This is a genomic window from Ideonella sp. (assembly GCF_041287625.1).
Classification (GTDB): domain Bacteria; phylum Pseudomonadota; class Gammaproteobacteria; order Burkholderiales; family Burkholderiaceae_C; genus Ideonella.
Genome location: NZ_JBGGNH010000015.1, coordinates 160,224 through 185,406, shown reverse-complemented (window position 1 = coordinate 185,406; position 25,183 = coordinate 160,224). Strand labels below are relative to the sequence as shown.

Below are 25,183 nucleotides of genomic sequence, written 5' to 3'. Positions count from 1 at the left end.
CTCACTGAGTGTCTGGAAAGCATCATAGGACGAACTTTGACACCGCTGTCATTTCTACCGTTGACAGCGCTGTCATCGCCTCGTTAGGATCCGCCACATCGGCACTTACAGGCGCAGTCCTCGAAGTCCGAGAGGTGCTGGCTCGAACCACGAGCCAGTCTGCAAGAGAGCATGCGCAGCCTTCGCTGACGCGGCCCGTGCCCATGACAGGAGACAAGATGACCCATGTTGCCCAGCCAGCGCGCCTGGCCTTGAAGACCCCCATCGTGCTGGCGGTGCTGAGCCTGTTGGCCGGCGCCGCCCACGCGCAGGCCGCGGATCCCGCCGCACCCAAGGCGCCCGAGGCTGAAACCAGCGTGAATGCGCTGGGCCAGGTGGTGATCACCGCCACCAAGCGCAGCACGCCGCTGCAGCGCACGCCGGTGGCCGTCACGGCCATCAGCTCCTCGCAGCTGGACGACAACCATGTGCAGACCATTGCCGACATGGTCAACCTGGTGCCCAGCTTCCAGGCCACCACGCAGGGCGACCACGGCGTCATCACGATGACGCTGCGCGGCATCGGCAACGACAGTGCCAAGACCGAATACGCCGACCCCGAGGTGGCGATGTTCGTCAATGGCATCTATGCGCCGCGCGCAGAAGGCGCCGCAGCACTGATGTTCGACCTGGAGTCGGTGGAGGTGCTGCGCGGTCCGCAGGGCACGCTGTGGGGCCGCAACTCGACGGTGGGTGCCGTCAACATGCAGACGGCCAAGCCGGTGCTGGGCAAGCTGATGGGCAGCGTGGAAGGCGGCCTGGGCAACTACGGCCGCATTGGCGTTCGCGGTGCGATGAACCTGCCCTTGAGCGACGACATGGCCTTGCGCGTGGCCCTGGTGCACGAGCAGCACGACGGCTTTGTGGCCTACCAGCGCGCACCGCATCTGTCGCTGGCCAGCCAGCAGGCTGCCGCGGCGCCGGTGATCGATGCATGGAACACCGCCCATCCGGCCAACCCGATTGCCTTCCAGCCGCTGAACCCGAACATCTTCGTGCAGGGCGGCCCTCGCTATAGCGCGCAGGACCAGACGGCCGGCCGCCTGAGCCTGCTGTGGAAGCCCAGCGAGGCCATGAGCATCGACCTGTCCTACGAGAAATTCCTGGACCGCGGCACGCCCAGCATGAACCTGATGCAGACCCCGCGCGAGGGCGAGAGCTTCTGGTCTGCGCTGGTCGACACAGCGCCGGCCATGCACCGTGACAGCAACACCTTCCGCAGCCGCATCGATTACGCGCTGAGCCCTGACCTGGCCTTGGCCTACATCGGGGGCTGGTCGCGCTTCACCGGCACGGCGGACTTCGACCAGGACGGTGGCGCCAAGGTGCCCACCAGCTTCACCACCGGCGCCACCTACCAGCAGAACCGCACCAACTGGTCCAGGTACACCAACCACAGCCACGAGCTGGAGGTCCTGTCCACCGGCAAGCATGAGATCGACTGGATCCTCGGGCTGTATTACGCGGCCGAGGACAACGGCATCCGTTTCGACATTCCCATCATGAACGGCACCCAGCAGGGCACGGTGGGTTGGCAGGGCTCGTTCATCCAGCCCAAGGAAACGGTCAACTCGCAGGCCGTGTTCGGCCAGGCCACCTGGAACCTGAGCGAGGCGCTGCACCTGACCGGCGGCGCCCGCTACACCCACGACGACCGCAAGAACATCGGCGGCACCAACAACGGCTGGACCGGCGACGCCACGGTGCCGCAGGTGCCGGTGGACGCGGGCAGCGATCCCTTGGCGGCAGGCTCGGGCTTCTCCAGCTACCAGAAGAACGATGGGCACTACAAGGGCGACAAGGCCACCTACCTCGGTCGCCTGAGCTACCAGGTCGACAAGGACACCTTGTTCTACGGCAGCGTGTCCACCGGCTACAAGTCCGGTGGCCTGCAGGACGGCGGCCGCCCGTATGGCATGGAGACCCTGACCAACTACGAGCTTGGCAGTAAGATGACGCTGGCGGGTGGCTCGGTGAGGTTCAACAACGCGATCTACTACGAGAACTTCAAGGACTTCCAGTTCAGCGCGCCGGTCACCAACCCGGACGGCAGCCACTCGCTTGCCACCTCGAACGCCGAGGGCGCCAAGGTCTACGGCGTCGAATCCGAACTGGCCGCCAAGCTGACCGAGGCCGACCGGGTTCAGCTCTCGCTGGCCTACGCGCACACCCGGCTGGGCAAGCTGCTGGCGGGCAGCAACGACTACGCCTTGCCGGCCTGCCCGGATCCGCTGATCAGCAATTGCCTGGACGTCACCGGGAACGAGCTGCCGCACGCCCCGCGCTTCTCCGCGCAGGTGCAATACCAGCACACCTTCGGCTTTGACAACGGCGGCACCTTGACACCGCGCATCGCGCTGCACTACGAGACCGCCAGCTGGCTGAGCGTCTTCAACCTCGGCGACGGGGACAAGCAGAAGGCCTACACCCGGACCGATGTGGGGCTGCGCTACAGCGCGGCCAAGGGCTGGTGGACGGACCTGTGGGTGCGCAACATCGAGAACGCCAAGGTCAAGACCAATGCGCAGAACGCCTTTGGCGCGTGGCAGTCGCAGTACCTGCCGCCGCTGACCTTGGGCCTGAACGCCGGCATCGAGTTCTGATGGCCCTCGCTGACAAGTTCCCCGCGGATTTCCTCTGGGGTTCGGCGACCAGTGCCGCCCAGATCGAGGGGGCGGCCCGGGAAGACGGCCGGGGCCTTTCGATCTGGGACCGTTTCTGCGCCCAGCCCGGCCACGTCAAGGATGCGTCCACGCCCGAGGTGGCCTGCGATCACTACCACCGCTACGCCGAGGACGTGGTCCTGATGCACTGGCTGGGCCTGGGCGCGTACCGCTTCTCGCTGGCCTGGCCGCGGCTGCAGCCACTGGGGCGCGGTGCCTGGAACGAGGCCGGGTTCGACTTCTACGATCGCCTGATCGATCGGCTGCTGGCGTCCGGCATCCAGCCGCTTGCCACGCTCTACCACTGGGACCTGCCGGCGGCGCTGGAGGACAGCATCGGCGGCTGGCTGAGCCGCGACATCGTGCCGCTGTTCGCCGACTACGCGGCCGAGGTGGCACGCCGCTTCGGCGACCGCCTGCACTCCATTGCCACGCTGAACGAGCCCTGGTGCGTGGCCACCCTGGGCTACGAGACGGCGCAGTTCGCCCCCGGCCACAGCAGCCGGGCCGAGGCTGCGCAGGTTTCGCACCACCTGCTGCTGGCCCATGGCCAGGCCATCCAGGCCATGCGGGCGGTGTGCAGCACGCCGCTGGGCATCGTGCTCAATCACACGCCGTCCTTTGCTGCGGCGCCCAACGAGGCCGACCGCATCGCCGCCCGCATCGACGACGGCCTGAACGTGCGCTGGTACATGGACCCTGTGTTTCGTGGCACCTACCCCGCCGATGTGCTGGCGCACCTGGGCACGGACGCGCCGCGTGTGCAGGCCGGCGACATGGCCACGATCCAGCAGCCGCTGGACTTCCTGGGTGTGAACTTCTACACCCGCAGCCTGATCAGCGCGAGCCCGCCGGCCCCGCCCGCGCCTGGCCTGCAAGGCTTCACCGACATGGGCTGGGAGGTGGTGCCGGAGGTGCTCACGCAGCACCTGGTGCGGCTGACCCGCGAATACGCGCCGCCGCCGATCTTCATCACCGAAAACGGCATGGCCAATGCGGACGAACTCCGCGAAGGTCGCGTGGCCGACACGCCCCGCATCGACTACCTGCAGAGCCACCTGCAAGCCCTCTCCAAGGCGATGCAGCTCGGGGTCGACGTGCGCGGCTATTTCTACTGGAGCCTGCTGGACAACTTCGAGTGGAACTCGGGCTATGCCAAGCGCTTCGGCCTCTTCCATGTGGACTACGCGACCCAGCAGCGCACCGCCAAGGACAGCGCCCACTGGTACCGGCAGTTCATTGCGGCACGGACGGGGCCGTGAAGATGCGCAAAGCGCTCGCCGCCGAGCCAGCCGCCGCGGTGGACCGCAGTGCAACGCTCAATCGTTACCTGGCCGAGTTCCTGGGCGCGCCGCGCCTGGTCTATCTGCCAGTGAGCGCATCGCGCACGGTGGACGGGCGCCTGGTCCTTGCGGCTGGCGAAGCGGGGCCGATGGCCTGGCCCGAGGCGCTGCCTGTCTTGCCCGCCGAAGCCGTCATCGCGCTGGGCCTGCGGCCCGCCAGGCTCGAGGTGCTGGGACAACCCACCGAACGGCGCGCGGCGGGCCTGGTGCTGCGAGCCCGGGTGCTGCAGGTGGTCCTGCTCGGTGGCCGCAGCCTGGTCCAGCTGCTGCTGCCCGGCCATGCCGAGGCCTTGAGCCTGGACCTGGGCGAGCGCGGGCTGCTGCCGCAGACGGGCGACCGCGTCGACCTGGGGGTTGGCGAGGCAGGCTTGTATGGCCACGACGGCCAGTTGCTGGCCGGCTTTGCAGCGACCGGAAAGCGTGGCCCCCAGGCCTGGCGGCCGTCGGGCCGGCCCGGCCTGGTGGGCCGTCGGCCCGAGCGGGTGCCGGACATGAAATGGCCTTGAAGCCGGGCTGAAACAAGGTACGCTGGCGGCGCCTTTTTCATTGCCGCCGCCGCCTTGTCCCGTCCTGCTTCTCCCTCGCCCGGCATGCCGGGTACCGCGTCCGCACCGTCCCGCCGTGACTGGCTGGGCCTGATCGCCCGGGCGGCCGGCAGCGGCGCGATGCTGCAGGCCATGACTGGCCTGGCGCAGGCCCAGCCCTCGGGCTATGCCGGCCCGCCCAGGCTGCAGGGCGCGCCGAAGGGCGCCAGGGTGCTGGTGCTGGGCGCCGGCCTGGCGGGGCTGGTGTCTGCGCTGGAGCTGCGCGCCGCCGGCTACCAGGTGCAGGTGCTGGAGTACCAGCAGCGCGCCGGCGGCCGGGCCTGGACGCTGCGCGGCGGCGACCGCTACACCGAGCTGGGCGGCGCCACGCAGCATTGCCAGTTCGACCAGGGGCTCTACTTCAACCCCGGGCCCTGGCGCATTCCTTACCACCACCATGGCGTGCTGGACTATGCGCGCCGCTTCCAGGTGCCGCTGGAGCCGTTTGTGCAGGTCAACCACAACGCCTACCTGCACGGCAGCGATGCGTTTGGCGGCAAGCCGCAGCGCTTCCGCGAAGTGCAGGCGGACTTCAACGGCCAGGTCGCTGAACTGCTGGCCCGGCTGGCACCGGCCGCGAAACTGGACGCAGCGGTCAGCAAGGACGACCTGGACCGGTTGCGCGAAGCCTTGCGCGGCTGGGGCGCGCTGGACAAGGACTTCCGCTACACCGCCGGCTTCCACAGTGCCGACCGCCGCGGCTGGCAGGTGCCGCCGGCCGGCGGGCTGATGCCGCCGCCGATGCCTTCTCAGCCTGTCCCCTTGCCCGACCTGCTCAAGAGCGGGCTGTGGCGCGGGCTGGCCGATGGCCATGGCTACGAGTACCAGTCGACGATGTTCCAGCCGGTGGGCGGCATGGACCGCATTGCGCAGGCGATCTACCGCGAGGTGGCGCCGTTGGTCACGCTGGGTGCCAAGGTCACCGGCATTGCGCAGGATGCGCAGGGCGTGACGGTTGGCTTCCAGCGCGACGGCGCCGGGCAGGTGGCGCAGGCCGACTGGTGCGTCTGCACGCTGCCGCTGTCGGTGCTGGGCCAGCTGGCGCTGCAGGTGCGGCCGGCGCTGCAGGCGGCCATCGAGGCGGTGCCCTACGCCGCGGCTGTGAAGGTGGGGCTGCAGTTCCGCCGCCGCTTCTGGGAGGAAGACGAGCGCATCTTCGGCGGCATCACCCGCACCGACCTGCCGATCACGCAGATCGGCTACCCGTCCGCCGACTTCAACCGCGACGGCAAGGGCGTGCTGCTGGGCGCCTATGTGTGGGGCCCGAATGCCTTCGAGCTGAGCGGCATGGCGCCCGGGCAGCGGGTGCGCATTGCGCTCGAACAGGGCGCGCGCATCCACCCGCAATACCCGGCCGAGTTCGAAAACGGCATGTCGGTCGCCTGGCACCGCATGCCGGCAACGCTGGGCTGTTTTGCCGAGTGGAGCGACGAGTTGCGGGCGGCGCACTATGCGGACCTGTGCGGCGTGGACGGCCGCGTGGTGCTGGCGGGCGAACACGCCTCGCTGCTGCCAGCCTGGCAGGAAGGCGCGGTGCTCTCGGCGCTGGACGCGGTGAGCCGCCTGCACGCCAAGGCGGTGGCCATGTCATGATGAACAAGCTTGTCCTTGCGCTGCTGCTCGCGGCGTCCTCGCTGGCCAAGGCCGATTCGGTCGACCCGCAGCTGTCGCAGGGCTGGACCTTCCAGCAGCGCGATGGCGCGGCGCTCTATCGCGCCGCCTGCCAGGGCTGCCACATGGACCAGGGCCAGGGCGCGCAAGGCGCGGGGGCCTACCCGGCGCTGCGCGGCAACGTGCGCGCCGGCATGGTCGAATACGTGATCCACAACGTGCTGCACGGCCGCAGGGCGATGCCGCCCGTCGGCGAGTTCATGGAGGACGCGCAGGTCGCGGCGGTGGTCAACTTCGTGCGCCAGACCTTTGCACCGCCACCCGCGGCCGGCGAGCCCGCGCCGCCGGCTGTGACCGCGTCTGATGTGAAGCGCCAGCGCTGAATTCGAATTTGGAGAACACCATGCCCAGAGCCCTGATCTTCGCCATGGCGGCATTGCTGCTGGCCGGCGCCACGCAGGCCGCCGAAGTCATCCGCCACAAGATCCCGAACTCGGACTTCCCGATTGCCCGCGCGGTCGAGGTGCCGGCTGGTGTCACGATGGTTCACCTGAGCGGCGCCGGTCCGGCGGTGGCCGATGCCGCTGCAACGCCCAACAGCGTGGCCTCGTTTGGCAACACCCGCGTGCAGACCGTCAGCACGCTGAAGGCCATCGAGGCGCAACTGGTGGCGCTGAAGCTGGGCATGAAGGACGTGGTGCGCATGCAGGTGTTCCTGGTGGGCGACCCGGCGATGAATGGCGCGATGGACTTCGACGGTTTCATGGACGGCTACCGCCAGTTTTTCGGCAGCGCGGCCCAGCCCAACCTGCCGGTGCGCTCGACGGTCAAGGTCGCCGGGCTGGTGAACCCGGGCTGGCTGGTGGAGATCGAGGTCAGCGCCGCCCGGCCCTGACAACACCGGGGATGAGAAAATGGCGCTGCAGCCTGCATCTTCTTGTGAGCGCTGACACATCGGAAAGAGGTTGATCATGAAGCGATGGATGGCCGGGTGGGGCCTGACCGCCGCGCTGTGCACCGGGGCAGGTGCCGGTTTGCTGGGAGGCTGCGGCAGCGCGCCGACGGCCAGTGGCGCCGCGACGCCAGTCTCGACGCCAAGCGCATTGCACGAGCTGGTCGGCAGTCGCTGGATCGCGATCAGCCTGGACAGCAGTGCCACGCCTGGCGGCGGCCTGCCGTCGCTGCAGTTCATCAGCGCGACCCAGGTCAGCGGCTCGGGCGGCTGCAACGGCTTTGGCGGCAGGCTGCAGATCGACGGCGAACAGCTGCGCTTCGGCCCGCTGGCCGCCACCCGCAAGCTCTGCATGGGCACGCCGGTGATGGAAAACGAAGACCAGTTCCTGCGCCTGCTGGAGCAGACCCGCTCGGGCGTGCTCGAAGGCGATGTGCTGGTGCTGCGTGGCGAGTTGGGTGCGGCTTTGCTCCGCCTGCGCCGCGCAGCATGAGCTTGCTTTCAAGCTGCGGCTAACGCGCTGCCGTTTTCGTGGCGATCCCGGCGCAGCGCGCGGTGGGTCGCCCTGGCGTGCGGCACCCAGGCCTGTTTGGCCCAGCGGCGCCACATCAGCAGGCCGCGTATCCATTCATCGCAGGCATAGGCCAGCCACAGGCCGGGCAGGCCCAGGCCGAAGTGCACGCCCAGCAGCCAGCTGCCGCCGGCCAGCACCAGCACCAGCGAGCCGGTGCCGGCGATCACCGGGTAGCGGGCGTCGCCAGCGGCGCGCAGCGCGTTGATGACGACCAGGTTGAAGGTGCGGCCGGGTTCGACCAGCACGGTGAGCCACAGTAGCAGCGCGCCTTGGCGCAAGATCTCCGCATCTTCGGTGAACAGGCCCAGCAGGTGGCGGCCGGCCAGCGCGGCCAGCAAGGCCAGGCACAGGCTGACGACAATGCCCCGGCCCAGCGCCTTGCGCACCAGCTGGTGCGCCTCGTGCAGCTGGCCGGCGCCAATCAGGTGTCCGACCACGATCTCGACCGCGAAGCCGGTGGCTGCGCCGAACAGCAGCAGCCAGTACATCACCTGCATCACGTAGGCATGCGTGGCCAGTGCCTGCGCGCCCATGTGGCCGGCGGCCGCCACGCTGGCCATGAAGCACAGCCGCCAGCCCAGGTTCTCGGCGGCGCCCGGCAGGCCGATGCGCAGGATGGCGGCCAGCTGGCGGCGCGGTGGGTGCCACCAGTCGCGCCCGGTGGGCACCAGGCCCAGGCGCACCTTCCACAGCAGCAGGTGCAGCGCCACGCCGACGATGCGGGCGCCCAGCATGGCCAGCGCGTAGCCGGGCAGGCCCAGCGCCGGCAGCGGGCCCCAGCCGCGCATCAGCGGCACCGCCAGCAGCAGGTGCGCCAGGTGCATGGTGATGATGACGAACAGCGCCTCGCGGGCGTGCAGGTGCGAGCGCGTGACGCTGGCCATCGAGGCGTTCCAGGCGTCCAGCAGGATGCAGGGTGCCAGCGTCATCAGGAACGGTGCGGCCACCGCCAGCACGCCGGCCGGTGCGTTCACCAGGCCCAGCATGTCGCGCGCGCCGCCCAGCGCCAGCACGGCCGCCGCGGCGCCGATCCAGGTGGACGCACCCAGCGCGGCGCGTGCCACCGCATCCGCCTCGTCGCGGCGCTGGCCGCCCAGGCATTGCGTGAGCACCACGCTGATGCCAGCGCCAATGACGCGGAACAGCATGAACAGCGTGGCGAACACATGGTTGGCCAGCGCAAAGCCGGCGCCGGCCTCGTCGGACAGCCGGGCGGCCAGCGCAGTGCCGATCAGGCTCACGGCCATGCCGAGACCGAGTTCGAGGAACAGCGGCCAGACGAGTTTCAGCAGGCGGGGCGGTGGGGTCATGACGCTTGCCAGTGTGGCGCCAGGCGCCGCCGTTCGATGCCGCGAAAAGCAGGCTTGTACCCAAAAAGAAACCGCCCGAAGGCGGCTTCTTTTGAGGCGGGCGAAAGGCTCGCTCAGAGACCCGTTGTGGCCCGGAACAGGCCTTCGGAACAGGCGGCGCAGGTGGGCTGCTCGCCGGTCGGGTCCATCGCGGGGTTGAACTTGTTGTAGAAGACCACCACGCCGTTCTGGGTGGTGATGAAGACTTCGGGGTCGATGCGCTCGTGGCCGTCGGCGTCGTCGCTGACCTTCCACAGCTTGGTGGTGGCGGTGGGCGAGACCGCGGCGATGTAGATGGCCGTCGGGTAGGTGTAGGGCGCGGCCTTGACCGCCAGCACCACGTAGGACCTGCCCAGGTAGACGAAGGGCTCGGGCGAGGCCACGGTGCTGCCGGTGGGCAGCAGGATGCTGTTGATGACCGCCCACTTGCCCGAGCCGTCACCCTTGTAGAAACGCAGCTCGTTTTCGTTGACCGTGCTCAACAGCACCAGCTTGTTGTTGTACTCCGGTGCGCGCCACATCCAGGGCACCGTGCGCACGTCCTTGGCGCCATCGTCGCTGGTGATCTGGGTCAGCTTGCCGGTGTCGAGCTGTTCCATGAACACCTGATTGGTGCCGTTCACGTCCTGCGAATAGACCAGGCCGTTGTTGCCCTTGGTGAAGCGCACCGAAACCGGCTTGGGCGTGCGCGCCATGCCCAGCACTGGCGCTTCGGAGGCCACGTCGTACAGGTAGCGCCAGTAGTGGTTGTTCTTCGCGTCGACGTAGCTGATGCGCGGCTGCGTGTCGCCATCGTCATCGCTGGCATACGGCGCGTTGCGGCCCGCATTGGGTCCCAGCATGATGGGTGTGCCCCAGGTCGTGCCGTCGGCACTGCCTTCGACCAGGGCCAGCCGCGCAGCCGAGGGCTTGGCCGGGTCGGCCACGAACTTGGTGTACACGACATGGTCGCCGGTGGCGGTGGACACCCACTCCGGGCCGTTCGTCGTGATGCCCATCTCCTGCGGGGTGATGGCATCGGTGTCCAGCAGCTTGTAGGTCGGCTTCAGGATGTTGCCGGTCGCCGGGTCCAGCGTGCCGACCCACAGCTGACCGTTCTTGTCGCACCAGGTGAACATGCTGCGCGAGGGGCTGAACTCGAGGTCCAGCAGGTCCTTGCGCGGTGCGGCCTGGGTTTCGTTGGGCGCGAAGTCGCTCCTCGGCGCTTGGGCATGGGCCGCAAGTGGCGCCAGCAGGGTCAGGCCGGCCAGCGTCAATGCAGTCAGTGGGTGTGTACTCACAAGTTACCTCTGGGACGAACAGACAAAACAACGCCTGGACCTGCGCTGCCACGCGCCGCATTGTGGATGCGGCGCGTGGCAGGTCACCGGATGTAACGCCACTTTGATGCGCTTGCTGCGCTTGGAAGTGCGGGCCCCAACGTTTCCCGAGCGAAGCATGAAGCTTGCCAGCGCCTGGCTGACAAGGTTTGCCAGCGGGCTGTCAGCGTCCCGTCAGCCAGGCGACGCGGGTGGCCCAGCGCAGGTGCCAGGCGGCCAGCTCTTCGGCTGGCATCGGCCGCGCAATGAAGTAGCCCTGGGCCAGCTGGCAGCCGGCCTGGCGCAGCAGCTGCCAGTCGGCCTCGTCTTCCACGCCCTCGGCCACGGTGCTCATGCCCAGTTGGCCGGCCAGGCCCAGGCTGGACTCGACGATGCTGCGCAGCGAGGCGTCGCGCCACGCACCATGCACGAAGCTGCGGTCGATCTTCAGCTCGTCGAACGGGATGTCGCGCAGCTGTGTGAGCGATGAGTGGCCGGTGCCGAAGTCGTCGATGGCGACGCTGACGCGCTTGAGCCGCAGCCGGGTCAGTGCGTCCACCGTGGCCAGCGGATGGGCCATCAACCGGCTCTCCGTGACCTCCAGCACCAGGCTGGACAAGGCCACGCCGGCAGCCGCGGCCTCGGCGGCGATCTGGTCCGGGAAGTCCAGCGCCGAGAGGCTGTCCATCGAGATGTTCACGGCCACCTGCAGGTGACGCTGCTGGTGGGTCCATTCGCGCGAATGGCGCAGTGCCTGGCGCAGCACCTGGCGCGTCAGTTCGCCAATCAGGCCTTGCTCCTCGGCCAGGCCGATGAACTGGTCCGGGCTGACCAGGCCATGCGCCGGGTGCTGCCAGCGCACCAGGGCTTCGACACCGACCCAGCGCCCGGTCGCCAGCTCGACCTTGGGCTGGTAGTGGTTGACGAACTCGTGCTGCGCCAGTGCGCGCGGCAGCTCGTCGGCCTGCACCTTGCCGGGCCGCGGGCTGGCCGTGTGGCGCGGCGGTGCCGGCGTGCGCGGGCCGTCGAGCAGCTGGCGCAGCTGTTCCGGCGAGACCGGCTTGCCGAGTGCGCCCAGTACGTTCAGGCCATGCGCGCGGGCCAGCCGCACCGCCGTCTGCACGATGCGCGGCGCCTCGCCGCTGATCAGCACCAGGTCGCCCTGGTAGCCGGCTTCGCCGAGGTGGCGGATGAACTCGACACCGTCCATGTCCGGCATCTGCAGGTCGCAGAAGACCAGGCCGATCGGCGAGCCGGCCGGTGGACAGGCGCTGGCGGCGGACGGGATCTCGGGCAGCGGCGGCGCGGCACGCACCATCGCCAACGCTTGGGCCGCGCAGCCGACGGCGGTGATCTTGCGGGCGCCCAGGTTCTGCAGCTGGCGGGTCAGCAGCTTGAGCACAAACGGTTCGTCGTCGACCACCAGCACCCTGTGTTCGAGTCGTGTCATGACGGCCATGCCTCCTCCTTCTCCTGCCCTCGGGCCTGTCCCAGCGCTGTGGCAAGCGCCTGGTCCAGCGCTGCAAACGCTTGTTCGAATTCGGCCAGGCAGCGGGTCAGCGCGGCCGGGTCCAGCCGCCGGCCCTGCTGCTCCAGCGTGGCGCAGAGCTCGCCCAGCGCCAGCGCGCCGACCGAGCGGGATGAAGACTTCAGCTTGTGCGCCAGTGCGGCAGCCTGCTTGGCATCGCCAGCGGCGTGGGCCAGCCGCAGCTCGTGGGCCAGCGTGCGCGCCGAGCTGCGGAACTCGCGCAGGAATTCATCGACGACTTCGGGGGCATCGCCAATCAGCGCGCGCAGCACGTCCAGCCGCAGCACCGGCAGCGCCTCCGCGGGTGGCCTGGCCTCATGGCGCGGCGGCAGCCAGGCATCCAGCGCAATGCGCAGTGCGCGCAGCGGCACAGGCTTGGTCAGGTAGCCGTCCATGCCGGCGTCCAGCGCGCGCTGCTCTTCGCTTTTCAGCGCATTGGCCGTCAGCGCCACGATGGGCATGCGGTGCCCGGGCAACTCTTCGCGCCGCAGCTGGGCGGCCAGCGAATAGCCGTCCAGCTCGGGCATGTGCAGGTCGGTCAGCAGCAGCGCATGCTGGCCTTCGCGCCAGCGCTGCAAGGCCTGGCGGCCGTCGTCGACCACTTCGGCGGTGTGGCCGAGCAAGGCCAGCTGGCGCTGGATGACTTTCTGGTTCACCGGATCGTCCTCGGCGACCAGGATCAGCCGGCCGCGGGCGCGGGCCTCGGCCACGCTGAGCGGCGGCGGGGCCGGGAGCTGCAGCGGGTCGTCACCAATGCCGGCGCGGACCTGCGAGCGTGCCCCTGGCGCCAGGCCGAGTGCGGCTGCGCCGGTGGCGCTGGCGCCGAGTTCGGGCGAGGCCCGGCCGGCCATCATCGCCACGCCGCGCAACAAGGTCTGGCGCCGCAGCACGCCCAGCGCGCCAACGCTGGGCGCCACCAGCTGGGCCGGGCCCAGCCTGCCACCGCCGATCAGCAACTGGCGCAGGTCGCCGGGCATGCCGGGCAGCGGGCTGCGCCAGCCGGGCGGGCTGCCGTCGGCGGCGTCCACCAGCACCACCGGCCCGGCGTGCAGCGCGGCGAAGTCCTGCGCCTGGGTCAGGCTGTTGACCAGCTGCAGGCGGGCGCCGGTGGGCGCGAGGTAGGCGGCCAGGTCATCGGTGGGCAGGGCGCCGTGGGCCATCAGCAGCACCGTCAGGCCGTGCAGTTGGGGGGCGGCGCTGGGCTGCCAGGTCGGCTCGGGCAGCACTGGCGGCGGGGCCAGCCGGTCGCCGTCGTGGCCTGGCAGATGGTGGCCGCGGTGGTCGGCGGCCAGGGCCGGATCGGCCGCCGGCAGCGGCAGGTTGACCTCGAAGGTGGTGCCCAGGCCGGGCTCGCTGCGGACCTGGATGCTGCCGTCCAGCAGGCTGACCAGGCGCTCGCTGATCGTCAGCCCCAGGCCGGTGCCGCCGAAGCGGCGCGTGGTCGAGACCTCGGCCTGGGTGAAGGGCAGGAAGATGCGGCCGACAGTGGCCGGGTCCATGCCGATGCCGTTGTCGCTGACCTCGAAGCGCACCTGGCCGGGCTGCGCACAGTCGGGCTCGACGCGCAGCGCCACGCGGCCGCGCCGGCCGGGCAGCCCGGCCGAGAACTTGATCGCGTTGCTGAGCAGGTTGTTGACGATCTGGCGCAGCCGCACCGGGTCGGTCATCACCAGCTCGGGCAGCGTGGGCGAGCAGAACAGCTGCAGCTCGACCTGGCGCGCGGAGGCCACCGGCTGCAGCGCGTCGCACAGGCGCTCGACCAGCGCGGCCAGGCGCACCGGCGTTCGCTCCAGCACCAGGTGGCCGGCCTCGATCTTCGAGAAGTCCAGGATGTCGTCGATCAGCCGCAGCAGCGAGCTGGCCGAGTCCCGCATGGTGTGCACCGCATCGGCCTGCTCCTCGGTCAGCGCGCTTTGCGCCAGCAGCTCGGCCATGCCGATCACCCCGTTCATCGGCGTGCGGATCTCGTGGCTCATGGTCGCCAGGAACGCCGACTTGGCCCGGTTGGCGGCCTCGGCCTGTTGCGTGGCTGTGGCCAGCTGGGCTTCGATCTGCTTGCGCGCACACACGTCCATCAGCATGCCGTACCAGACGATGCCGCCGTCCTCGCGACGGTTGGCCAGGGCATCCACTGCGATCCAGCGCCAGGCCTCGCCCACGCGCAGCCGGAATTCGCTGCGCAGCGGCGTCAGGTCGCGGCTCGAAGCGTTCATGTCTTCGTTCAGGCGGGGCAGGTCCTCGCTGTGGACCGCTCGGTACAGGCGCTGGCGGTCCTCCAGCAGTTCGGCCGGCGTCAGGCCCAGCACGCTGGCGGCCGAGCCACTGAGGAACACGAAGCGCGATTCGCCGTGGGCCGGCCGCTCGAATTCGTAGACCACGCCAGGCAGGCTGGCGAAGATGGTGTCGGTGCGAAGGCGCTGCTCGGCCAGTTCGGCCTCGTGGGCCTTGCGCGGGGTGATGTCCATGTGCGTGCCGGCGGCCCACTCGGGCTGGCCATCGGCGGTGTACGAGACGAACTTGGCGCGTGACTGGGTCCAGATCCAGTGCCCCTGCTTGTGGCGCACCCGCTGTTCGATTTCGTACAGCGTGACCGTGCCGGCCCGGTGCGCGCGGCCCTGTTCCAGCATCGGCGGCACGTCGTCCGGGTGCACCATGGCGCAGAAGTTGGCGAAGCTGAAGCGCTGCACCTCGTCCAGTGTGTAGCCGAACATCGCCGCCCAGCGCGCATCGGCGCGCAGCTCGCCGGTCTGCGCATTGACTTCCCAGCTGCCCGCGTCGCTGCCATCGAGCACGTGCTCCAGCCGCTGGCGCTCGCGCTGCAGCGCCTGGTTGGCCTGGCGCACCGCGGTCACGTCGGTGTCGATCGCCATGAAGCCGGTCAGCTGGCCTTCGGCGCCGCGCAGCGGACGGACTTCGGCGCGGGTCCAGTAGACCTGGCCGTCGGGTCGCCGGTGCTCGATCTCGCCATCGAAGTTGCCACCGGTCGCATAGGCCTGGGCCAGCGCCGCGGCAGCTTCCTGAGTGCCCAGGTTGGACTGCATCAGCGTGTGCGGCAGCTGGCCACGCGCCGCCTCGGCGCTGTGGCCCGACAGCGTGCTGAACGCCTGGTTGGTCCAGACGATGCGGCCCTGCGGGTCCATCACCATCACGGCGCTGGAAGTGCGCTCGGCGACCTGCGAAAGCCGGTCCAGGTCGGCCGTCATGCTGGCGGCCAATGCCAGTGCGCGGGCCCGCGCCGAAGCCATGGCCCAGATGCTGCCGGCGAGCAGCAGGCTCAGCAGCAGGCCGGTGGCGGCCTGCAGGGCCAAGGAGCGGGTGTGGCGGAGCGCGGCGTCGAAGTCGGGCGTGCTGATGGTCTGCAGCAGCAGCCGGTGCTGGCCGACGATGAGGCTGCGCTCGGCCTGGAAACGTGGCGCGGCGCCGGGGCTGTTGGGCCGGCGGTGGATGACCCCGCCGCTGGCGGCGCCTTCCCCGTCGCGCAGCGCAAAGGCCAGTGGCGCTTCACCGGGCACGCCCAGCCCGGCCAGCAGGCTTTCGGCGCCGACGGAGGCCACCAGCACGCCGCGCAGCGCGGCCTGGCGCTGTTCCGGCGTCACCGGGTCGGTGCCGCGGCGGTACAGCGGCATCAGGTAACTCAAGCCCGCCTGCTCGTTGGCCGCGCCGGGCGGCAGGTGCGCTGCCAAGGTGGCCCGGCCGGTGGCGGTGGCCAGCTGCAGCGCACTGCGCAGTGCCGGTTCCTCGGCCAGGTCCTGGCCCCAGGCGTCGAAATGTTCGGCCAGCGGGGCGACCTGGCCCATGACCCACAGCACCTGCTGGCCGCCGTCGCCGCGCAGCGCAAAGCCGGGCGTCAGCTCGCGCTGGTGCACGATGAATTCGGCCAGCTGGCCCCGGCGCACCGGCTCGGCGTGGCCGAAGCTGATCAGGCCCGGCAGGCTGCCGTTGAACGCCCATTCGCCGACGAAGTGCTGGAACTCGCTGGGTTCCACTTGGTGGCTGGCGCCGTGCAGTGCCTGCAGGCTCTGCAGACCGGCGGCGATGCCGGCCAGTCGGTGCTCGATGTCGCCGGCCAGGCGGTCCACCCGGTGCTGGTAGCCCGCCTCGGCCTCGGCCCCCAGTTGATCGTGGCGCTGCCACAGCGAGGCGGCCGTCACCAACAGCCCGGCCAGCAGCGTGGCCAGGGCCAGGCCGCCGGCAGCGGACAGTGAGAAGGATCGCCAGGGGCGGAGGCGCGAAGCGGGCATGAGGACGGCTGACGGCGGTTCCGCCCACGAGGGCGGTTTTCCAGGAGGGGTCTCCAACCGGGCATATCGGCCGCGGTCCCGGCAACTGGAGCGGCGCCGGCGGGCGGATTACAGTGCGGGCATGAAATACCTGCACACCATGGTGCGCGTCACGGACCTGGACGCGTCGATGCGATTTTTCCGCGACGCGCTGGGGCTGGAAGAGGTGCGCCGCACCGAGCACGCCCAGGGCCGCTTCACGCTGGTCTACCTGGCCGCCCCCGGCGACCACGACGCCCAGATCGAGCTGACCCACAACTGGGACCCGGAGGTCTACACCGGCGGCCGCAACTTCGGCCACGTGGCTTTCGCGGTCGACGACATCTATGCCACCTGCGAGCGGCTGCAACAGCATGGCGTGACCATCCTGCGCCCGCCGCGCGACGGCCACATGGCCTTCGTGCGCTCGCCGGACCAGATCTCGATCGAACTGCTGCAGGCCGGCGGCCGGCTGCCTCCGGCCGAGCCCTGGGCCAGCATGCCCAACACCGGCAGCTGGTGAACGGAGCCAAGGCTGTGGACTATCCCCAATACGACCCGCAATCGGCCAACACGCCGCTGAGCGACGAAGAGCTGCAATCGCTGGACGACCTGCTGCACGCGCTGCCGCTGGACGGCGCGATGAACATCGAAGGCCTGGATGGCTACCTGACCGCGCTGCTGGTCGGCCCGCCGCTGCTGGGCACGCTGGCCACCGCCGACTGGCTGCCGCTGGTCTGGGGCGGGGACGCCGAAGGCGACAGCCACGCGCCTTTTCCCAGCGGCCGCAAGCGCAAGCAGGCGACCGTCTGGGTGCTGCGCCACCTGCAGAACCTGGCCTGCCTGCTGCGCGACAAGCCCGACGACTGGCAGCCCATCTTCAGCGTGGCCGAGCAGGGTGAAAAGGAATACGTCAGCGCGCAGGACTGGTGCGCCGGCTTCCTCAGCGCCGTCGACCTGGACCAGGAGGCCTGGTCACCGCTGTTCGACGACCCCGCGCTGGGCCCGCTGCTGGTGCCGGTGGCGCTGCTGGGCGGCGACGCCGATCAGCTGGGCGAAGCCGACGCGAAGCGGCTGCAGGACATCGAGGTCGTCGATGAACTGAGCCGCCAGGTGGCGGACATGGTGGGTGTTCTCTGGGCGCATCGCCACCAGGACTGAAGCAAGTTCAGAGTCCACCAAAGCGGTCGGGCGTGCGCCCGGCCGTCGCATGGGCTTCACTCAAGGCCGGGGCGATGTAAGGGTTGCGGCTCAGCACCACGCCCTGGTCCACGTCCAGCCGGTAGAAGCCGGTCTGCGGGCGCTCTGAAAAGTCGTACAGGCTGCCCGGCTCCAGGCGCCAGACCTTGTAGCCGGTGTAGGTCACCGGGTCGTTTTCCTGGCGGCAGCCGTAGCCGGGCCGATCGGCCAGCACCACGAAGGCCGTGTCGCCGTAGACCGTGCCCTTGCCGTCGCGGTCGATCAGCACGGCCGTGCCTTCGTTGATGCCCAGGCCCCAGGCCTCGTCCACCTCGCGGCTGCCCAGCTGGCGGCACAGGAAGGCCAGCAGCCGGCCCATGCGGTCGCGCTTGACGAAGTGGCTGTCGGTCAGCGTGCTTTCGAGACCTGGCCAGTTGAACAGGTTCTCGGTGAAGCTGACGCTGTTGCGGTACGGGTCGGCCAAAGCCAGCGAGGAATTGACGCTGCCGCGGCAGCCGTCATAGACCGCCAGCGAGCCCTGGATGGCCAGCCCGGCGCTGCCGCCACCGGTGCCGCCGCCACGCTCCACGACGGCCTGCACGGCGGCCGGGATCGGGCTGTTGCGCCACTGCACGAAGTTGCACTGGTCGCCGCCGCGGAAATAGACCACCTCGGCCTGCTTCAACGCGGCCAGCACGTCGGGGTCGGCCGCGTCGCGTGCGTCGCGGATCACGATCGTGGTGCAGGAGTTGACCTTGAGCAGCGCGTTGAGCGTGCGGCATTCGCCTTCCCAATCGCGGTAGCTCGCGCCCATCACCACCACGTCGACCGGCTGATCCGAGAGCTGGTCCACAAAGGCCTCGAAGGAGCGGGCCTCGGGCGCGCCGTCGCCCTTCAGGTAGAAAGCAGGGCCCTGCAGCCGGGGCTGCACGTCATCGGTGAAGCCGAGCCGGCTGATGCTGACCGAGGCCGCGGTGGCCAAGGCCGGGCCGGCAAGGCTGGCCAGCAAGCTTGCCGTGACCCACGACGCTGCCCACGGGGCCAGGCGCCGGCGCAAGGGCCGGTGTGGCGTGGGGCTCGGCGATCCAGGCATTGGCAATCCTTTCTCAGCGATGGCGGGCAACGCGCTGTGCGGCACGTCGGCAGTCACCGTTTTGCAAATATTGGGCCCGCAGCTTGGGAGGGCGCTCGCACTTGGATGGAGCGAGCTGCCAAATGAAAGAATGGTTCCGTTTTGTCAGTCCACCTTACACCTCGGATCAGGGGATGGACGGCCAGCAGGCGGTTGGAGCGCGCCGCAAATCACGGCCGCTGCGCCGCCGGTGCGTCGATGCACACGTCGCCCAGCGCTTCGGCCACGCACGGCAGGATCAGCCCTTCTGCCCGCTCTTCGGCGCTGATGCCAGGCCATTCGACGCGGTAGCGCACTTCGCCGGCCAGCAACTGGCAGCGGCAGGCGCGGCAGGTGCCGTTGCGGCACGAGCGCGCCAGCCGCACGCCGGCCTGTTGTGCGGCCTCCAGCAGGCTCAGGCCGGGCGGCAGCGGCAGCCGCCAGCCTTGCGGCTGGATCTCCAGCCAGCGCTCGGTGGGCGCATCGGAGGCAGGGGGCAATGCGTCGCTGGGCATGCACGATTCTGGCCCGGCACGCCGCATCCAAGGGCAAACCCCAGGGCCGTGGCTGACCCCGGGCCCTGCTTGGGGGCGTGGCTTCCGTAGACTGCCGGCATGCTTGCCGACCCCGCTTCGACCGCCGTCCTCCCTCACCCGGCCGGAGGCCCGCTGGCCATCGACCCCGACCTGCAGGGCGCCCGCCGCGCCGCGACCCTCATCCTGCTGCGCGACAGCGCGGCCGGCCCCGAGGTGCTGCTGATGCGCCGGGCCGAGCGCAGCGGCGACACCCGCAGCGGCGTGTGGGTCTTCCCCGGCGGCGCACTGGACCCGGCCGACGCTGGCATGCAGGCGCTCTGCGAGGCCGCCGATGAAGCGGTGTGGAACCAGCGGCTGGACTTGCCATACGGCGGGCTGGACTACGCCGTGGCCGCGCTGCGCGAGAGTTTCGAGGAGGTCGGCCTGCTGCTGGCACATGGCACCGCCGAGGCGCTGGCCACGGTGCTGATGCAGCGCTCGCAGCTGTTGACCGGCGCTGCGTTTGCCGAAGCCTGCCGCAATGCCGGTCTGCGCCTGGCGACCGACCAGCTGCGCTACTTCAGCCACTGGCTGACGCCGCCCGGCCTGAAGCAGCGCTTCGACACCCGGTTTTTCATCGCCCGCATGCCCGAAGGCCAGACAGCCGTGGCCGATGCCGCGGAAGCCCTCGAAGTCGCCTGGCTGCGGCCGGCTGACGCGCTCGCTGCCGGCCTGAAGCTGCTGCCGGTGACTGAGCGCACCTTGCAGCAGCTCACGAAGCACGACAGCGTGGCCGCCGCGCTGGCCGCCACCGATGCGCAAGCGCCCGTGCGCCGCACCATGCCGCGCCTGGGCCGCGATGCCAAAGGCACGCGCCCCTTCCTGCCGGACCACTGGGCCTGGGCCGAAATTGGCCGGCTGGACCCGGCAGGCCGCGGCGACGTGTTCACGGACCTGTTGCCGCTGCGCGCGGTGGCCTTGTCCGAGCGCGTTTCACGCGTCACCTGCAACAACGGCAGCGTGATGACCGGCCCCGGCACCAACACCTACCTGCTGCGCGCGCCGGGCGGCGATGAAGTGGCGGTACTGGACCCCGGCCCCGACGATGCCGACACCGAAGCCCACCTGCAGGCGGTGCTGGCGGCGGCAGCGCCGGGCCGCATCACGCGCATCCTGGTCACGCACACGCACACCGACCATTCGCCCGCCGCGCGCCGGCTGCAGGCGCTGACCGGTGCGACCTTGATCGGTCGTGTCGCCGCGCACCCGATGTGGCAGGACACCACTTTCGTGCCGGACCATGTGCCGGCCGACGGTGAGCGCCTGTCGCTCGGCGAAGGCTGCACGCTGCGCGCGGTGCCCACGCCTGGCCATGCATCGAATCATGTCTGCTGGCTGCTGGAGGAGGAGCGGCTGCTGTTCACCGGTGACCATGTGATGCAGGGTTCGACCGTGGTCATCAATCCGCCGGATGGCGACATGGCGGCCTACTGCGCTTCGCTGCAAGACCTGCTGTCGCTGGACCTGCAATGGTTGGCACCCGGCCACGGCTTCCTGATCGCCGAACCGCAGGCCGAGATCCGTCGCCTGCTGGCGCATCGCCAGGCCCGCGAAGACAAGGTGCTGGCCGCCTTGCGCGCGCAGGCCTCGCCGGTCACGGTGCAGGACCTGGTGCCGGAGGTCTATGGCGACGTGCCGGCCTCGCGGCACGGCATTGCGGCCCGCTCGCTGAGCGCAAACCTCTTGAAGCTGGCCGCGCAAGGCCAGGCCACGGTGGACGCCCAGGATTGCTGGACCGCGGTCTGACACAGCGCCTGCAACATCGATTAACAAGTTCCTTGAAGAAAGTCGCATCCGGCCTTGTTTCGGCTGCGTAAAGGGCGGTGTGGCCGGCAACCCGCTGGCCCGTCGACATTCGAGGAGACATCCATGTTGCGTTCTGCTTTGCGCCTGCTGCCCCTGGCCGCTGCCGCCCTGCTGGCCTTGTCCGGCAACGTCCAGGCATCCAGCCACCGCGAGGCGCCGTTCATCACGACCTCGCCCAAGGTTGATGCTTCGGACTTCTACATGTTCCGCAGCTACGAGGCGGGCCGCGACGGCTACGTCACGCTGATCGCGAACTACCAGCCGCTGCAGGACGCCTACGGCGGCCCGAACTACTTCGCGATGGACCCCAACGCGCTGTACGAGATCCACATCGACAACAACGGCGACGCGGTCGAGGACCTGAGCTTCCAGTTCCGCTTCAAGAACACCGCCGCCGGCATCGCGCTGACGGTGGGCGACCAGAGCGTGGGCATTCCGCTGATCCAGGCTGGCCAGGTGGCCAACGTCAACGACACCAACCTGAACGTCGCCGAGAGCTACAGCGTGACGTTGGTGCGCGGCGACCGCCGCACCGGCACCACCCAGGTGGTGACCAATGCCAGCGGCGGCGCGAGCACCTTTGCCAAGCCGGTGGACAACATCGGCGTGAAGACGATTCCCGATTACGCAGCCTACGCTGCCAAACACATCTACAGCGTCAACATCCCCGGCTGCAGCACCGCGGCCAAGATGTTCGTCGGCCAGCGGCAGGACCCGTTTGCGGTCAACCTGGGCACCATCTTCGACCTGGTCAACGCGCCCGTTTCGGTCATCACCGACCCGACGCTGATCGGCGCCGTGCCGAACCAGCTGGCGGAAAAGAACGTGACCACGCTGGCGTTGGAAGTGCCGATCAGCTGCCTGACGAATGGCACGGAAACCGTGATCGGCGGCTGGACCACCGCCAGCATGCGCCAGGCCCGCCTGCTGGACCCGAACCCCAAGCCCGGCCACCAGACCACCGACAAGAACGGCGGCGCCTGGACCCAGGTCTCGCGCCTGGGCATGCCGCTGGTCAACGAGGTGGTCATCGGCCTGAAGGACAAGGACCGCTTCAACAGCTCCAAGCCCAAGGACGACGCGCAGTTCGCCAAGTATGTGACCAACCCGACGCTGCCCAAGCTGATCGAAATCGCGCTGGCGCTGCCCAATACCGCGCCGACCAACTACCCGCGCAACGACCTGGTCACGACCTTCCTGACCGGCATCAGCGGCCTGAACCAGCCGAAGAACGTGGTGGCTTCCGAAGAGCTGCGGCTGAACACCGCGATTGCGCCGGTGCCGTTTGCGCAGCAGAACCGCCTGGGCGTGGTCGGCAACATCCTGGCCGGCGGCAATGACTTCGCCGGCTTCCCGAACGGCCGCCGGCCGAAGGACGACGTGGTCGATGTGTCGCTGGTCGCGGTGATGGGCGGCCTGTGCATGGCCAACGGCGACACCGACGCGCTGAAGTTCGGCGCCGCGTGCAAGCCTTCGGCCGTACCGCTGGGCGAGACCTCGCTGAAGCTGCACGATGCGGTTGACCAGGCCGTCGTGCCGCTGATGGCGGGCTTCCCGTACCTGAACACGCCTGTTGGCGGCACCAAGTAAAGGGGCGGCCATGAAGCGCGTTCATCAACTGTTGCTGGCAGCCGCTGCGCTGGCGCTGCTCGGCGCCTGCAATGGCGGCAGCGACGACGACACGTCCAGCCAGCCGCCGGCCGACACGGTGCCGTCCACTGCGCTGGCCTCGCCCGAGGCTTACACCGACTACGCCGCCAAGCTGCCCGCCAGCGAAACGGCCGAGCCGGTGAACCTCGACGCGGTGGCCCAGCCGCCCGCCAGCGAGACCGCCGAGCCGGTGGCGCTGGACTGATCGCGGCCGAGCGGCCGTGATCCCCCGGGGCGGTGCAGGTCGCCGCCCCCTTGTTTTTCTCATGTTGTGCTGACCATGCCCGCCTGTACTTTTGGCCGCTTTCTCGCGGTGTTGCTGCTGCTCGGTTGCCCGCTCGCGTCGCCCGCCGCACCGTTTGTGCCGGCCAGCGATGCCGAAGTGGTCGAGGCCTTGCCGACGCGCGTGGGCGGCCAGGCCGAGCGCCGCGCCGAAAGGGCGCAGCGCGCCGCGTTGCGTGAAGCGCCGGCGTCGTTGCCGCTGGCATTGGCCATCGCGCGCCAGGCGATCGAACGCAGCCGCCGCAGTGGCGACCCGCGCGAACTGGGCCAGGCCGAGGCCGCCTTGGCACCGTGGTGGGCCTTGCCCGCGCCGCCGGCGCCGGTGCGCCTGCTGCGCGCCACCATCCTGCAGCGCAACCACCAGTTCGCCCCGGCGCTGCAAGACCTGTCTGCCCTGCTGGCCGACCGCGACACCCCGCTGCCCTTGCGCGCCCAGGCCGAGCTGACGCGCGCCGCGGTGTTGCAAGTCACCGGCGACTGGGCCGGTGCCCGCAAAGGCTACGAACAACTCGCCGGCTCGCGTTATGCCGCGCTGGGCCGGACCGTCGGCGAACCGGCCCTGGCGGCACTCGCCGAGCTGGACAGCCTGCAAGGCCAGCAGCGGCGAGCCTCCGCTGCCCTCGGCAAATTGCTGCAAGCCGGGCCGGACGATGCCTGGCTGTGGCTGCTGCGCGCCGAGATGGCCCAGCGCCAGGGCGACGCCAGCGCCGGCCGGCATTTCAAGCAGGCGCTGGCGCTGAACGACGACGTCTACACCCGCGCCGCCTATGCCGACTGGCTGCTGGACCATGGCCAGGCGGCGCAGGTCGCCAGGCTGCTGGCCGGCCAGCAAGCGTCCGACACCTTGCTGCTGCGCCTGGCGCTGGCCTGGCGTGCACTGAACGATCCGCAGGCCGACGCCGCGGTGAGCGACCTCGGCGAGCGCTATGCCGCTGCTGCGTTGCGCGGCGACCCGAGCCATGCGCGCGAGCAGGCGCGCTGGGCGCTGGACCTGATGCGCCAGCCGGCAGAGGCCCTGGCGCAGGCGCAGCTGAACTGGTCGCACCAGAAGGAGCCGGCCGATGCCTGGCTGCTGGTGCGCACCGCGCAGGCCGCTGGCCAGCCGCAGGCGATGGCGCCGGTGCTGGCCTTCGCGAAGGCGCAGGGCTGGCAGGACGCGACGCTGGTCCGGCTGTCGCGCACCGTGGGAGCCGGCGCATGAACCGCGCGTTGCTTGCCTGGCTGCTACTGCTCGGCAGCGGCCTGGCCCAGGCGCACAAGCCGAGCGACGCCTACCTGCAGATGACGGTGAACGGCACCCTGGTGCAAGCCCGCGTAGACGTGGCGCTGCGCGACCTGGACCGCGAGCTGGTGCTGGACCAGAACGACAACGGCGAGCTGACCTGGGGCGAGGTGCGGCCGCGCTGGGCGCAGATCGACTCTCTGGTGCAGTCCCGCCTGCAGCTCGGCGTGGGCGGCGAAGCCTGTGTGGCCGGTCCGGCCGGACCGCCGCAGCTGGACCGTCACAGCGACGGCGTCTACGCGGTGCTCACGCGCCAGTGGCGATGCCCACGCGACGCCAGCTCGCTGCAGGTCGGCTACCAGCTGTTTGCCGACAGCGACCCGACGCACCGTGGCGTCTTGCGGCTGATCACGCCCACCGGCGAGCGGCTGCAGGTGCTGGTGCCGGGCGCAGCCTCAGTTGCCACTGCGGCTTCGGGTGTGGCGGCGGAGTCGGCCAGCGAGACGCCGTCCGGCTTCTTCGGCTTTGTCATCGAAGGCGTGCACCACATCCTGATCGGCACCGACCACGTGCTGTTCCTGCTCTCGTTGCTGCTGCCCTCGGTGCTGCTGCGTCTGCGCCGCAATCCGCCCATGGTGCTGCGCAGCGAATGGCAGCCGGCGCCCAACGGCCGCGTGGTCCTGCTGGGCGTGGCCAAGGTGGTGACCGCCTTCACCGTGGCGCACTCGATCACGCTGGCGCTGGCGGTGCTGGATGTGTTCAACCCGCCGACACGCTGGGTCGAGTCCCTGATCGCCGCCAGCGTCATTGCCGCCGCGCTGAACAACCTCTGGCCGCTGCTCGGTCAAGATCGCTGGAAGATGACCTTTGTCTTCGGCCTGGTGCACGGCTTCGGCTTTGCCAGCGTGCTGAAGGACATGGGGCTGGGCAATGGCGCGCTGGTCAGCTCGCTGCTGGGTTTCAACCTGGGCGTGGAGCTGGGGCAGGCGGCGGTGGTGGCCTGTGTGCTGCCGCTGGCCTGGTGGCTGCGGGCCACGCGCTTCTACCGCCGCGGCGTGCTGCCGGTGGGCTCGGTGCTGATCGCCATCGTGGCCGGGATCTGGCTGGTGGAGCGGGTTTTTGACCTGAAGCTGCTCGGGTCTGGCTGAACTGGGGCGA

General features: G+C 69.9%; 20 protein-coding genes. 14 read left to right on the top strand and 6 right to left on the bottom strand.

Annotated elements, in window-relative coordinates; all coding sequences use genetic code 11:
• Positions 1-218 precede the first annotated feature (218 nt).
• The 7 genes from ACAH41_RS05085 to ACAH41_RS05055 all read left to right on the top strand — a co-directional run bounded on the left by ACAH41_RS05085 (position 219) and on the right by ACAH41_RS05055 (position 7,685).
• Positions 219-2,642 (top strand): TonB-dependent receptor domain-containing protein, encoded by a 2,424-nt coding sequence (locus tag ACAH41_RS05085; protein WP_325653023.1) that lies wholly within the window; start codon positions 219-221, stop codon positions 2,640-2,642.
• Positions 2,642-3,964 carry a GH1 family beta-glucosidase gene (locus tag ACAH41_RS05080; protein WP_325653024.1) on the top strand — a complete coding sequence of 441 codons (1,323 nt, stop codon included), beginning with the start codon at positions 2,642-2,644 and terminating at the stop codon, positions 3,962-3,964. The genes ACAH41_RS05085 and ACAH41_RS05080 overlap by 1 nt, the downstream gene beginning before the upstream one ends.
• Positions 3,961-4,551, top strand: coding sequence for a TOBE domain-containing protein (locus ACAH41_RS05075; RefSeq protein ID WP_325653026.1), 591 nt, complete (start codon positions 3,961-3,963; stop codon positions 4,549-4,551). The genes ACAH41_RS05080 and ACAH41_RS05075 overlap by 4 nt, the downstream gene beginning before the upstream one ends.
• Positions 4,552-4,635: 84 nt before the next feature.
• Positions 4,636-6,222, top strand: a complete 1,587-nt coding sequence (locus ACAH41_RS05070) for a flavin monoamine oxidase family protein (RefSeq protein WP_325653088.1) — start codon at positions 4,636-4,638, stop codon at positions 6,220-6,222.
• Entirely contained in the window at positions 6,219-6,623 is a 405-nt protein-coding gene (locus ACAH41_RS05065; protein ID WP_370538204.1) for a cytochrome c, read from the top strand. The genes ACAH41_RS05070 and ACAH41_RS05065 overlap by 4 nt, the downstream gene beginning before the upstream one ends.
• Before the next feature lie 20 nt (positions 6,624-6,643).
• Entirely contained in the window at positions 6,644-7,135 is a 492-nt protein-coding gene (locus ACAH41_RS05060; protein WP_325653028.1) for a RidA family protein, read from the top strand.
• Positions 7,136-7,211: 76 nt separating this feature from the next.
• Positions 7,212-7,685 (top strand): META domain-containing protein, encoded by a 474-nt coding sequence (locus ACAH41_RS05055; protein ID WP_325653029.1) that lies wholly within the window; start codon positions 7,212-7,214, stop codon positions 7,683-7,685.
• An 8-nt stretch (positions 7,686-7,693) separates the two neighbouring features.
• Here the strand turns inward: ACAH41_RS05055 and ACAH41_RS05050 are convergent, their stop codons facing one another.
• From ACAH41_RS05050 to ACAH41_RS05035, 4 genes are all read right to left on the bottom strand, one after another.
• Positions 7,694-9,076, bottom strand: a complete 1,383-nt coding sequence (locus ACAH41_RS05050; protein WP_325653031.1) for an MATE family efflux transporter — start codon at positions 9,074-9,076, stop codon at positions 7,694-7,696.
• A gap of 113 nt (positions 9,077-9,189) precedes the next feature.
• Entirely contained in the window at positions 9,190-10,395 is a 1,206-nt protein-coding gene (locus ACAH41_RS05045; protein WP_325653033.1) for a hypothetical protein, read from the bottom strand.
• A gap of 202 nt (positions 10,396-10,597) precedes the next feature.
• Positions 10,598-11,863, bottom strand: a complete 1,266-nt coding sequence (locus tag ACAH41_RS05040; RefSeq protein ID WP_325653035.1) for an EAL domain-containing response regulator — start codon at positions 11,861-11,863, stop codon at positions 10,598-10,600.
• Positions 11,860-16,182, bottom strand: coding sequence for a PAS domain-containing protein (locus ACAH41_RS05035; protein ID WP_325653037.1), 4,323 nt, complete (start codon positions 16,180-16,182; stop codon positions 11,860-11,862). The genes ACAH41_RS05040 and ACAH41_RS05035 overlap by 4 nt, the downstream gene beginning before the upstream one ends.
• 121 nt (positions 16,183-16,303) lie before the next feature.
• On the opposite strand from ACAH41_RS05035, the gene ACAH41_RS05030 reads away from it, so the two are divergent.
• Together ACAH41_RS05030 and ACAH41_RS05025 are read left to right on the top strand one after the other, a co-directional pair.
• Positions 16,304-16,723 carry a VOC family protein gene (locus ACAH41_RS05030; RefSeq protein ID WP_325653039.1) on the top strand — a complete coding sequence of 140 codons (420 nt, stop codon included), beginning with the start codon at positions 16,304-16,306 and terminating at the stop codon, positions 16,721-16,723.
• 14 nt (positions 16,724-16,737) lie between these two features.
• Positions 16,738-17,361: a UPF0149 family protein gene (locus tag ACAH41_RS05025; protein WP_325653041.1), complete on the top strand. Its 624-nt coding sequence runs from the start codon at positions 16,738-16,740 to the stop codon at positions 17,359-17,361.
• A 7-nt stretch (positions 17,362-17,368) separates the two neighbouring features.
• Here the strand turns inward: ACAH41_RS05025 and ACAH41_RS05020 are convergent, their stop codons facing one another.
• The gene (locus ACAH41_RS05020; RefSeq protein WP_325653043.1) at positions 17,369-18,472 is read right to left on the bottom strand and encodes a hypothetical protein; all 1,104 of its coding nucleotides are present in this window, start codon (positions 18,470-18,472) and stop codon (positions 17,369-17,371) included.
• Positions 18,473-18,681: 209 nt separating this feature from the next.
• On the bottom strand, positions 18,682-19,005 hold the full coding sequence (locus ACAH41_RS05015; RefSeq protein ID WP_325653045.1) for a 2Fe-2S iron-sulfur cluster-binding protein: 324 nt from the start codon (positions 19,003-19,005) through the stop codon (positions 18,682-18,684).
• Between the two features lie 99 nt (positions 19,006-19,104).
• On the opposite strand from ACAH41_RS05015, the gene ACAH41_RS05010 reads away from it, so the two are divergent.
• From ACAH41_RS05010 to ACAH41_RS04990, 5 genes are all read left to right on the top strand, one after another.
• Positions 19,105-20,811 (top strand): MBL fold metallo-hydrolase, encoded by a 1,707-nt coding sequence (locus ACAH41_RS05010; protein WP_325653047.1) that lies wholly within the window; start codon positions 19,105-19,107, stop codon positions 20,809-20,811.
• A 123-nt stretch (positions 20,812-20,934) separates the two neighbouring features.
• Positions 20,935-22,461 carry a DUF4331 domain-containing protein gene (locus ACAH41_RS05005; RefSeq protein ID WP_325653049.1) on the top strand — a complete coding sequence of 509 codons (1,527 nt, stop codon included), beginning with the start codon at positions 20,935-20,937 and terminating at the stop codon, positions 22,459-22,461.
• Between the two features lie 10 nt (positions 22,462-22,471).
• A complete protein-coding gene (locus ACAH41_RS05000) occupies positions 22,472-22,726 on the top strand; it encodes a hypothetical protein (RefSeq protein WP_325653051.1) in 255 nt (84 codons plus the stop codon).
• 75 nt (positions 22,727-22,801) lie between these two features.
• Positions 22,802-24,004 carry a hypothetical protein gene (locus ACAH41_RS04995; RefSeq protein ID WP_325653053.1) on the top strand — a complete coding sequence of 401 codons (1,203 nt, stop codon included), beginning with the start codon at positions 22,802-22,804 and terminating at the stop codon, positions 24,002-24,004.
• Positions 24,001-25,173, top strand: a complete 1,173-nt coding sequence (locus ACAH41_RS04990; RefSeq protein ID WP_325653055.1) for a HupE/UreJ family protein — start codon at positions 24,001-24,003, stop codon at positions 25,171-25,173. Before ACAH41_RS04995 ends, ACAH41_RS04990 begins: the two co-directional genes overlap by 4 nt.
• Positions 25,174-25,183 lie beyond the last annotated feature (10 nt).